The following is an 11,112-nucleotide window of genomic DNA, read 5'->3' as shown; positions in this document are numbered from 1 at the left end:
TTCCCAGATGTAGCCATGAGCCACAAATGAGAGGATTCGATTGGCGTATCGATAGGCTTCGAGGCTGCATTCCTCTTCTTTTTTGGGAATGATGACTTGCAGGTCGTTGATGTAGTTCCGGAGTTGCCGGGCAGCCAGCAGTTTTGGAAGCTGATGGCCGAGCGATTCCAAATGAGGGAAGAGAGAACAGGAAGTGAGAGGGTCCGGGACGGGCAAAAACCCGCGATTTTCGGACATCTCAAATTTTGTTAACGTACGTTGTTGAAGCGGTGCAGGTTGCATAGTTCGCCTTTTAGTTCATCCGGAAACAGGAGCCTCAACTTCAAGAGACTGTTGGTGGACAGTGATGGCCTCTACCAATGATTGAATGCCTTCTCCTGTCGTGGCGGTCACGAGCAAAATGGTTGGAATCCATTCGCGCAAGGACTGAAGTGTTTCGTGGGCACCGTTATGATCCGCCTTATTAACCACCACGATATGGGCGACCTCCAGAATTCCGGCCTTCATGGCCTGCACCTCATCGCCAAGACCTGTGGCGACGACCACTACAACCGTCGGCGCTATTTGTACGATCTCTCCCTCCTCCTGGCCCATGCCAATCGTTTCAATCAAAATGATATTAAACCCGGCTGCATCGAGCACGTGGATCGCGTCCTTCGTAGCCTTGGCCAGTCCGCCTTGGTGCCCCCTCGTACCCATGCTCCGAATATAAACCTCTTTGTCCAAAAAATGGTTCTGCATGCGGATCCGGTCTCCCAGAATGGCTCCGCCGGTTAAGGAGCTGCTGATATCCACGGCCAGAACCGCGACCGATTTTCCTTGGGACCGGTACGCCGTAATCAATTGGTCGATCACGGTGCTTTTCCCCGCGCCGGGATATCCGGTGACCCCGATGATGTACGCATGATCGGAGATGGGTCCAAGCGTCTCCAGAATAGCCCTTCTCCCAGGTCCATCGGATTCCAATAAGGTGATGGCACGCGAAATTGCCCTGGTGTTTCCGGCCCGGACTTCCTCGAGTAAAGGAGGAATCGTGGGGAATTTACGTGGAGCCCATGGGTTCGAACCAGACATCGGTTACCCTAAATGTTGGAGCCTTTGTGAATCGCGGACGGATCGGTAGCCCAATGTGAACCTCTTCCGGTGCGATGCTTTTGAGCCGGGATAGAAAGAGGGTATTCACATTTTGAAATTCCACCAGAACTAAGATAAACGGGGTTTCTTTGAGAAAACTTTCTCCGCCGTAATAACAGACCGTAAAGGTATGGACCCGTCCGATAAGAGGGAGTTTTTCCCATGTGGTGGTGGCCCCGCATTCCATGCAGTGAGATCGGGGTGTGGCGTACATATACTGACACCCCGTACACCGTGATCCCAAAAGATCGCCTTTACTCAATCCCACAAAGAAGGGGGAATCCTGCGCATAACTGTGACGGTAATCGATCTCGTAATGATCCTGGATAATTAACGGATCGACTCCGAAGAGATTCACCCCTTTAGGTTCCGGGGAGGTTTCTTCTGCTGTGTCGGTGTCTTTCATGGTGTGGTTACGTCCTCTCCAAGATCGAAACGGTGATGTAGGTCCCTGTTCCCGCATGACTATGGATGAGTCCCCGACGAGGATTGCGGATTTGCAACATCGGACTCCCTAAATGCTTTTGGACAGTGCCTTGAAGTTGCCAAAAGGCAAAGACAGCTTGCATGAGGCCCGTGGCTCCCACAGGATGCCCGCATGCCAACAACCCTCCTGAAGGATTGACGGGGAGTCGTCCTTGTTGCGGTAACAACAGGCCATAATCAATCCCCGGCATGAAGGACATGCCTTTTTCGATAAATTTGCCACCGTCCCCATATTTGCACAGGCCGAGATCTTCATAGGTTTGGATTTCCGAAGAGGTATACGCATCGTGAAGTTCAACAAAGCTCAATTGTTCGAGGGGATTCCGGATGCCCGCCATTTCGTATGCGAGCTTTGCCGCCATGCGACCGCCACGGAAGGAATGCACACCCGGATATTTGAGTCGGACATAATCGGATTCCCGTTCATGCGGAAGAAGCGGGACCCTTCCGTGCGGACGGTCAGCCATGCGCATGGCGTCGGATCCTGACCCGATTCCGGTAATTTTCACCGGTCGGCCACAGACTCGTGCCGCGATCGTTTCATCGGCCAGAATGCAGACAGCCGCACCATCAGACATGGCACAAATGTCCTCCATCCTCAGAGGAGTCGCGACCATGGGTGATTCCCGGACCTGTTGAATGGTGAGGCGCTTGGCTTTTTGTGCATAAGGATTGTACAGGGCATTGAGATGATTTTTGACCGAGACCATGGCCATCTGTTCAACCGTGGTCCCGAATTCGTGCATATGCCGCCTGACCATCATGGCATAGTACCCGGTATAAAACCCTCCAACAGGAAAGTCGAAGTTGGTATCGGAGGCCAGCGCAATAAACTCATTCCCTTTCCACGTGGTCACCCGTGACATGGTTTCAAACCCGAACGCCACACAGCAATGCATCCGTCCGGATGCAATCGCCTCCCAGGCCGATTGAAAACATAAGCCTCCCGTGGCTCCACCCCCCTCGACCCGTTTTGAAGGTTTGGGGCACAGGCCCAGATAATCCTGTACCATGCTGGCGGCTTTGAGCTGTCGGGTAAAATGATCTGAAAAATAGGAACCGACCGCTCCATCAATCATGTCTTTTGAGAGCGCAGGCACGTCTTGCAGTGCGGCGTCATAGGCTTCTTTGACCATAAAACGAAAATCCTTATTCGGATGAGATTTGGCGAACTTGGTGATTCCGCCACTGATCATATACACCGGTCTCATCGTGGCAGTCCTTTCACGAACTCAACAATGCGTGACATTGAGGTGCCGGGAGAGAACAGCGCCCGCACACCGGTTTCGAGAAGTTGATGAACATCGTCGGTGGGAATAATGCCTCCCCCGAAAACGACGATTTCGTCGGCATCCTGTGCTTTCAGTAATTCCAGTACGCGTGGAAACAGATAGGTATGGGCACCGGAATGAATGCTCAGGCCGATCGCCTGCACGTCTTCTTGAATAGCGATATTGACGACCTGTTCGGGCGTCTGGTGCAGCCCGGTATAAATAACTTCCACTCCGGCATCTCGAAGGGCACGCGCGACAAGTTTGACGCCCCGGTCGTGGCCATCCAATCCCACCTTTCCAATCAGAACTCTCATGGGCATTGTGGCGGTGGTCATGCCGGCCTCACTTCACTTGCCGGTTTCAAGAAATATCTTCCTTCCGGGTCCTTGTGGACGTACCCCATTTCAATTCGGGGATCGTGTTCGAAAATCAGGAGCCATCCTTCTTCGTAGGCCTGGTCCAGGAGCCATCTCTTGGTTTCCAATGTCTGTAGCGGAAACAGGTCATAGCCCATGATATAGGGGAGGGGGAGGTGAGAGACCGTTGGAATACAATCTCCTAAAAAGAAGGCCGTGTGTCCTTCAGATTCAATCTTGACGCTTTGGTGGTATTTGGTATGTCCGGGGGTGAGGACCATTGAAATACCGGGAAGCCACTCAGTCGTGCCCGTGACAAATTCCCACTGGTGATGTTCCAGAAGAGGAAGAAAGTTTTCCGGACGATAACTGGCCTTGGTCCGTTCGTTGGCCTTGATCGCATCCTCAAATTCTCCGCGTTGCACCAGATATTGGGCTTTTGGAAACGTCGGGATCGTCCGTCCATTTTCATCATTCCGCGTGTTGCCTCCCGCATGATCGAAGTGCAAATGGGTATTGATCACCAGATGGATATCGTTTGGAAAAAGGCTGTAGTGCCCTAATGAATCATCAAGGGACGGGGATTGTTCCACGGCAAACATCCGATGAAATTTTTCGTCCTGTTTGGAACCAAGGCCGGTATCAATAAGAATGTTCTGTCCATGTGCCTGGATCAGCAGACAGGTCAAACTTAACGGGATGCGGTGTTGATCGTCGGCGGGACAACATTTCTCCCAGAGTACCCGGGGGACCACCCCGAACATCGCTCCGCCGTCAAGCCGGAACCGTCCGTCTGTGACCGGAAACATGTTAAATTGTCCAAGTTTCATGGTACGTGTTTCCTTGGATCTCCCAAATGTGGCGTCAGAATGGATCTCCGGAATTTCATAACACCACCGGTTCTCGATATCTTCCATAGACTCCCTTTAAAACTCCACACATCTCTCCCAATGTGGCATGGGCTTTGACCGCCTGCATCAGGTGCGGCAGAAGATTGTGGTCGGACCGTGCGAAACGCTGAATGGCCTGAAGGGCCTCTTTAACTTTGCGTGGATCCCGACGGGTGCGAAATGAACGCAATCGTTCTGTTTGCCCGTGTTCGACTTCCTGTCCGATCCGCAGAGTGGGGATCGTACGCTGATCCGGCTCATTGTACTCATTGACGCCGACGATGATGCGTTCTTTCCGGTCAATTTCAGCTTGGTACCGCTGGGACGCCTCAAGAATTTCTCGTTGGGGGAACCCACGTTCAATGGCGTTGAGCATCCCACCCATGGCATCCAGTTTTTGAAAATATTCTCTGGCCCCTTCTTCCATACGGTTGGTGAGCTGTTCAATAAAGTAGGAACCGGCAAGTGGATCGACGGTGTTGGTGACTCCGCTTTCATGGGCAATGATCTGTTGGGTGCGCAGTGCCAGCGTCACGGCCTCCTGGGTGGGGAGCGATAACGTCTCGTCCATCGAATTGGTATGGAGCGATTGGGTTCCCCCGAGCACGGCTGCAAGTGCCTGAAGGGTGGTGCGCACCACATTGTTCATGGGTTGTTGCGCCATGAGAGAGCACCCTGCTGTCTGGGCATGGCAGCGGAGCTGGAGGGACCGTGGATTTTCTGGTTGGTATCTTGCCATCATTTCCTGTGCCCATATTCGACGAGCGGCGCGGAACTTGGCGATCTCCTCGAAAAAATCATTGTGCGAATTAAAGAAAAAGGATAGTTGAGGGGCAAAGGTGTCGACGGGCAAGCCGGCTTTTACTGCGGCATCGACATAGGTCAGCCCGTCATACAGGGTAAAAGCCAGTTCCTGCACGGCGGTGGATCCTGCCTCCCGAATGTGATACCCGCTGATGCTGATGGGGTGCCATTTCGGTACATGTTCACAGCAGAAGGCGATGGTGTCGGTGATCAGCCGCATATGCGGCGCAGGCGGAAACAACCATTCTTTTTGTGCGATATATTCTTTCAGTATGTCATTCTGGAGAGTCCCATTGAGTTGATTCAATGGAATACCCCGCCGCTCTGCCACCGCCAGATACATCGCGAAGATGACGGCGGCCGGGCCATTGATCGTCATGGAGACCGATACCCGGTCCAGAGGAATTCCCTCGAACAGTTGTTCCATGTCTTCAAGTGACGAGATGGCTACCCCACAATAGCCAACCTCCCCACGAGCTTGCGGGTCATCGGCATCCAGACCCATGAGGGTGGGCATATCAAACGCCACGCTGAGACCGGTTTGGCCCTGATCGAGAAGGTATTTGAAGCGGGCGTTGGTGTCCTGAGCCGTCCCGAATCCTGCAAATTGCCGCATTGTCCACAATCGACTGCGATACATGGTTGGGTAGATTCCACGTGTGTAAGGAAAGTCACCGGGATTTCCAAGATCACGCTCAGGTTCCCAATCCTCGAGATCATCGGGTGTGTAATGATCAGCAATGGGAATTCCGGACAATGAGCGGAACTGGTTTTTTTCTTCCTGTTCGCGGCGTATGACCGAGCCTCCCTCCATCGTTCCTTCGTCATGAATAACAGGTGAACCTTTAGAAATCTTCATATCGCCGTATCCTTACACGGTTACGAGTTGTGGTAGCTGTAGAATCCTCTTCCTGACTTCCGTCCTAACCACCCGGCTTCAACGTATTTTCGAAGGAGCGGACAAGGGCGAAACTTTTGATCGCCTAACTCCTGATACAAAATTTCGCAAATGTTGAGTACGGTATCCAGACCGATCCGGTCGGCCAATGCCAGTGGGCCGACGGGATGGTTGGTGCCATAGGTCATGGCCTTGTCGATCATATCGGCAGTGGCAATGCCCTCGGCTAACGCAAAAATGGCTTCATTGACCATCGGCATGAGCAGGCGATTGACAATAAATCCTGGAGAATCCTTGGATTCCACGACAATTTTCCCCATGCGTTCGGCAAGCCCGGCGAGGAGAGCGATGGTCTCATTGTTGGTTCGCAAGCCTCGAATGAGTTCTACCAACTTCATGACCGGGACCGGGTTCATAAAATGCATACCGGCTACCTGAGCATCACGCCCCGACATGGCCCCTAATTTTGTGATGGAAATCGAGGACGTATTGCTAGCGAAGATTGTTTCCGGCTTGCAGATTGTTCCTAGTTGCCGGAAAAGGTCGCATTTAATCTCCAGGATTTCCGGGGCGGCTTCTAGGATGAGGTGACGATCCACCATGTCGCCGAGGGATTGGGTTGTCCGGATCCGTTTCAAGGGGGTCTCGCCCTCAGAATCCGGAATGAGTCCTTCCTGGATTTGTTTGTCGTATCCCTTGTGTATGCGATCAAGGGCAGCTTCAAGCGATCCGGCATGGGTATCGTAAAGAAGCACGTCACAGTCTGCGAGGGCGGACACGAAGGCAATGCCTGCACCCATTTGGCCGGCTCCTACGACACCAATGGTTTGTATGGCCTGTCTTGGCATGTGCGCATCTCCTCAAGGGAAAACAGAAACCTGATCGAGGCAGCAAACAATGAGCTAGGGCATGCGTTCGATCACCATAGCCAGGGCTTCCCCTCCACCGATGCACAAACTGGCCAGGCCCAATCGGCCTCCCTTGGCCTCCAACGCATACAGCAATGTGGTGATGATCCGTGCGCCGGTGGCTCCGATAGGGTGTCCCAGCGCCACGGCGCCTCCGTTCACATTCACTTTTGCCGGGTCCAGGCCGAGTTCCCGATTAATTGCGAGCGACACTGAGCTAAAGGCTTCATTAATTTCAAACAGGTCGATCTGATCGATCAACAGGTCTGTCTGCTTTAAAACTTTTTGGATAGCGTGAACCGGAGCGATGGTGAACCATTCCGGCGCTAACGCGGCGCCGGCATATCCGACGATTCTTGCAAGGGGCCTGAGGCCATGACGTGTTGCCTCCTGCTCTTCCATGAGGACCAGGGCTGCTGCCCCGTCATTGCACGATGGAGAATTTCCGACCGTCAACACGCCATCTTCTTTAAACACGGGTTTCAAGCCGGCGAGTTTTTCAAGGTCCACGCGATTCGGTTCCTCATCGTCAGTGACGAGAAGGGGGTCGCCTTTTTTTCGAGGCACTTCGACGGGAACGATTTGCTGTTTGAACGCGCCTGTGGCAATGGCCATTCGGGCCCGGCGATAGCTTTCGATGGTGAAGTCATCCAGGGCTTGCCTGCTGAGTTGATATTTAGATGCGCAAAGTTCCCCACCCTGACCCATATGGAAATCGTTATAGACATCCCAAAGGCCATCCTTGATCAGACTATCGATCAGTTCCCCATGGCCCAACCGGTAGCCCTGCCTGGCCCTCGTTAGGAGATAGGGCGCGCCGGTCATGCTTTCCATGCCCCCGGCAACCAGAATGCGGGCTTCGCTCAATTTGATGGCTTGGGTCGCCATGATGATGGCCATAAGGCTGGATCCGCATACCTTGTTTATGGTGGTGGCGCCCACCGAATCTGGCAGGCCGGCTCCAAGAGCGGCCTGGCGAGCGGGTGCCTGTCCGAGGCCGGCAGCCAGCACACATCCCATATAAACCTCATCCACCAATGCTCCTGACAGGTGAACGCGGAGCAGGCTTTCCGCAATGGCCAGGCTTCCGAGTTTTGTGGCAGAAATCGGGCTGAAGACTCCCTGAAAACTTCCCATGGGAGTGCGGACCGCGCTCACAATGACGGCGTTTCGAGCCTCATTCATGGGGTGACCTCCTCCCACGCTGGTTGTTCCAAAACCGATTTTACCTTGAGCATAAATTGATCGGCCGTGGCTCCATCGATCGCCCGATGATCAAAGGCAAGACTCAGATAGGCCATGGGACGAACGCCAAGGGTCTCGTTGATAACGACCGCTCGCCGCTGAACAGCTCCAATTCCGAGAATCGCGATTTGCGGTTGGTTGATGATCGGGGTGCTGAAGAGGCTGCCCGTCCCTCCATGGTTGGTGATGGTAAAGGTCCCACCCTGGACTTCCTCGGGCCGGAGTTGTTTGCTTCGGGCACGTTGAGACAGATCGGCGATTTCTCGACCCAATTGCCTGAGGTCTTTCTGGTCGGCATGCTGCAGGACCGGGACCACTAACCCTTCATCTATGGCGACAGCCACACCGATATTCATGGCATGCTTGACCACAAGACCTTTGGCAGACCAGGAGGTATTGAGAACAGGAAACGCCGCGATTCCCTGCGTGACCGCTTTGATCACAAAGGGTAGGTAAGTGAGATTCAAGTCTTTTCTGGCTTGTTCTACTGAAGTGAAGTCGGCTTCAAAAAATGTCACTACATGGGCTGCGGTCTGCCGACTCGTGACCATGCGTTCGGCAATCGTTCGCCGCATAGGACTCAGGGGAATGAGGTCTTCTCCAGGAGCATTGGCTGCTGATGCGGCTTTCACTGCTGAGGTTTCTCCGGTCTCTCCTTTGAGGAGGGCTTGCTTGTCGAGAAATTCCAGAATGTCTTTTTTGGTAATCCGCCCATTCATGCCGGTTCCGGTGATGCGGCTGAGATCTACCTGATACTTCGTGACTAGATCACGAACGGCGGGTGAAAGGAGATCAGGTGCCCCCGTACCCGTCGAGTGGACGGGATCAACAGGTTTTTGAGGTTGGGCTGTTGTTGTCACGGGATCACCATTTCCCGATTCCGAATGATAATCGAGTCGCGCGAGAAGGGTGCCCACCGGCACCGTTTCCCCTTCCTGAATAAGAATTTCCGTTAGAGACCCCGTCGCCGGCGACGGAATATCCAGCGCCACTTTATCGGTTTCCACCTCTAAGAGGGATTCATCCTTTTGCACTTGTCCCCCCAGCGGGATCAGCCATTTCACGATGGTGCCTTCAGCAATACTTTCACCTAACTGCGGCATGACAATGTCGGTGCCCATGCATGTCTCCCATGTTCATTCAATACGCCGCCAATTGTCGGGCGGCGGTGATGACATCATTCATATTCGGAAGAAAGAATTCCTCCAATGGAGGACTAAACGGGACAGGAATGTCGGGCGCGGCGATTCGCATAATCGGCGCATCAAGAGCGTTGAAGCATTCTTCAGCCAGAATCGCCGCAATTTCACCGCCGATTCCTCCCGTTTTGGTGTCTTCATGAAGAATGATCACTTTCCCTGTTTTGCGAACCGAGGTCATGATGGAGTCTTTATCAAGGGGGCTCAGGGTTCGAAGGTCCACCACTTCCACATCAATCCCTTCCTGATCTAACGCATCGGCTGCTTCCAATGCCACATGGACCATCGCCCCGTAAGTGATGACGGAAAGATCGCGCCCCGCCCGTTTGATATCGGCTTCACCAATGGGGACGATAAAGTCTTCAGTGGGAAGAATGTCCTTGATCCGGCGATAGAGAAATTTATGCTCAAAATAAATGACGGGGTTATGGTCACGGATGGCCGCTTTCATGAGGCCCTTGGCATCATAGGCGGTTGAGGGCGCCACGAGTTTCAGTCCCGGGGTATGAAAGAACCAGGCTTCAGGACAGATGGAATGAAACGGACCTCCATGTGTCCCTCCCCCGTAAGGAGCGCGAATGACCAGGGGAACCTCAGCCCCCCAGCGGTAATGATTTTTAGCGGCCATTTCGGTAATTTGATCGAACGCGCAGGAAATGAAATCCGCAAATTGCATTTCGACAACCGGTCTCATTCCCATCATTGCGGCTCCGATCGCGGCTCCGACAATGCCTGATTCCGATAGGGGGGTATCGAGGACTCTCCATTGACCATATCTCTGCTGAAATCCCTCGGTGACACGGAAGGCTCCCCCGTAGGGGCCGATATCTTCTCCCATGAGGAAGACCCGTTCATCCTGGCTCATTTCCTCATCAAGAGCTTGCGAAATCGCCTCAAGATAGGTCGCTTCATGTGCGATGGCGGGTGTGGTGGTCATATCAGCACCTCGACGTGATTGACCGCAAAGACGCCTTCAAGAGCTTCCGGACCTTCGGGGAGCGGGCTCTGTTCGGCGAATTCCAGAGCGGTCTCAATTTCCTTTTCAACCTTCATGTGGATGTCATGGAAGTCGGATTCATCGGCATATCCCAATTCCTTCAGCATGCGTTCTGCCTTCAGAATGGGATCTTTTTTCTTCCACTCTTCCAAGAGTTCCCGGGGCACATATTTGGCGGAGTCATGCTCCGAATGCCCATGCATGCGCATGGTTTTACATTCGATAAAGGTGGGGCCCTCTCCGTTCCTGGCACGTTGAAAGGCCCGTTGCGCTGTCAAATAGATGGAAGCGACATCGTTGCCGTCCACAATTTCACCGGGGATGGCATAAGCTTTTGCGCGCTCAACGACATCTTTAATGGCCATCTGATGGTGAAGAGGCGTGGAGTAGGCATATTGGTTGTTATTGCAGAAGAAGACCACCGGGAGCCTGAGAACTGAAGCAAAATTCAGGGCCTCATGGAAATCGCCTCGACTGGTCCCTCCATCTCCCGTATTTGTCGCCACGATGCGGGATTCACCGCGAATCTTAAATGCCAGGGCTGCTCCGGTGGCAACGGGGAGATTGTCGGCCAGGTGACTGACAAAGGCGAAAATTCCGCGTTTCAAATCGCCCATATGCACATTCCCATCCTTCCCTTTTGTGGGTCCTGTGCGTTTGCCCAGATATTGCGCCAGGACCTCTCCGGGCGTCATGCCGCGAACTAAGAATGCGCCCATATCCCGATGAAAAGGCGCGATAATATCATCGGGCTGAAGGGCGGAGGCATAGGCCACTGAAATCGCCTCCATTCCATGGCTGGTATAGACGCCACCCACGATGCGGCCTTGACGATAGAGGGTGGTCACCCGGTCCTCCAAGGCCCGGGTTAGCCGGAGATAATAGTAGAGGTGGAGAAATTCAGATTGTGAAATCTCCATG

General features: G+C 53.4%; 11 protein-coding genes and 1 pseudogene. All 12 read right to left on the bottom strand.

Going from position 1 to position 11,112, the window contains the following annotated elements; translation table 11 throughout:
- A pseudogene (locus tag AAH187_RS17610) lies at positions 1-282 on the bottom strand (hypothetical protein); the annotation flags it as partial.
- Between the two features lie 15 nt (positions 283-297).
- The gene (gene meaB, locus AAH187_RS17605; protein ID WP_342349794.1) at positions 298-1,074 is read right to left on the bottom strand and encodes a methylmalonyl Co-A mutase-associated GTPase MeaB; all 777 of its coding nucleotides are present in this window, start codon (positions 1,072-1,074) and stop codon (positions 298-300) included.
- A complete protein-coding gene (locus tag AAH187_RS17600; protein ID WP_342349793.1) occupies positions 1,043-1,540 on the bottom strand; it encodes a Zn-ribbon domain-containing OB-fold protein in 498 nt (165 codons plus the stop codon). The genes meaB and AAH187_RS17600 overlap by 32 nt, the downstream gene beginning before the upstream one ends.
- Before the next feature lie 7 nt (positions 1,541-1,547).
- Positions 1,548-2,831: a hypothetical protein gene (locus tag AAH187_RS17595; RefSeq protein WP_342349792.1), complete on the bottom strand. Its 1,284-nt coding sequence runs from the start codon at positions 2,829-2,831 to the stop codon at positions 1,548-1,550.
- Entirely contained in the window at positions 2,828-3,229 is a 402-nt protein-coding gene (locus AAH187_RS17590) for a cobalamin B12-binding domain-containing protein (protein ID WP_342349791.1), read from the bottom strand. Before AAH187_RS17590 ends, AAH187_RS17595 begins: the two co-directional genes overlap by 4 nt.
- Positions 3,226-4,080, bottom strand: a complete 855-nt coding sequence (locus AAH187_RS17585) for an MBL fold metallo-hydrolase (protein ID WP_342349790.1) — start codon at positions 4,078-4,080, stop codon at positions 3,226-3,228. The genes AAH187_RS17590 and AAH187_RS17585 overlap by 4 nt, the downstream gene beginning before the upstream one ends.
- A 55-nt stretch (positions 4,081-4,135) precedes the next feature.
- A complete protein-coding gene (locus tag AAH187_RS17580) occupies positions 4,136-5,803 on the bottom strand; it encodes a methylmalonyl-CoA mutase family protein (RefSeq protein ID WP_342349789.1) in 1,668 nt (555 codons plus the stop codon).
- Between the two features lie 20 nt (positions 5,804-5,823).
- Complete coding sequence (locus AAH187_RS17575) at positions 5,824-6,690, bottom strand: 3-hydroxyacyl-CoA dehydrogenase NAD-binding domain-containing protein (RefSeq protein WP_342349788.1); 867 nt, start codon at positions 6,688-6,690, stop codon at positions 5,824-5,826.
- Between the two features lie 54 nt (positions 6,691-6,744).
- Positions 6,745-7,935 (bottom strand): thiolase family protein, encoded by a 1,191-nt coding sequence (locus AAH187_RS17570; RefSeq protein WP_342349787.1) that lies wholly within the window; start codon positions 7,933-7,935, stop codon positions 6,745-6,747.
- Positions 7,932-9,116, bottom strand: a complete 1,185-nt coding sequence (locus AAH187_RS17565) for a dihydrolipoamide acetyltransferase family protein (protein WP_342349786.1) — start codon at positions 9,114-9,116, stop codon at positions 7,932-7,934. The genes AAH187_RS17570 and AAH187_RS17565 overlap by 4 nt, the downstream gene beginning before the upstream one ends.
- Positions 9,117-9,135: 19 nt before the next feature.
- A complete protein-coding gene (locus tag AAH187_RS17560; RefSeq protein WP_342349785.1) occupies positions 9,136-10,131 on the bottom strand; it encodes an alpha-ketoacid dehydrogenase subunit beta in 996 nt (331 codons plus the stop codon).
- On the bottom strand, positions 10,128-11,112 hold a 985-nt coding region (locus AAH187_RS17555; RefSeq protein ID WP_342349784.1), incomplete at its 5' end, for a thiamine pyrophosphate-dependent dehydrogenase E1 component subunit alpha. The genes AAH187_RS17555 and AAH187_RS17560, both read right to left, overlap by 4 nt.

Origin of the sequence: uncultured Nitrospira sp., from assembly GCA_902500695.1 — a bacterium.
Classification (GTDB): domain Bacteria; phylum Nitrospirota; class Nitrospiria; order Nitrospirales; family UBA8639; genus Nitrospira_E.
Note: the sequence above shows the minus strand (reverse complement) of the source record. Positions and strands in the feature narration are given on the sequence as shown.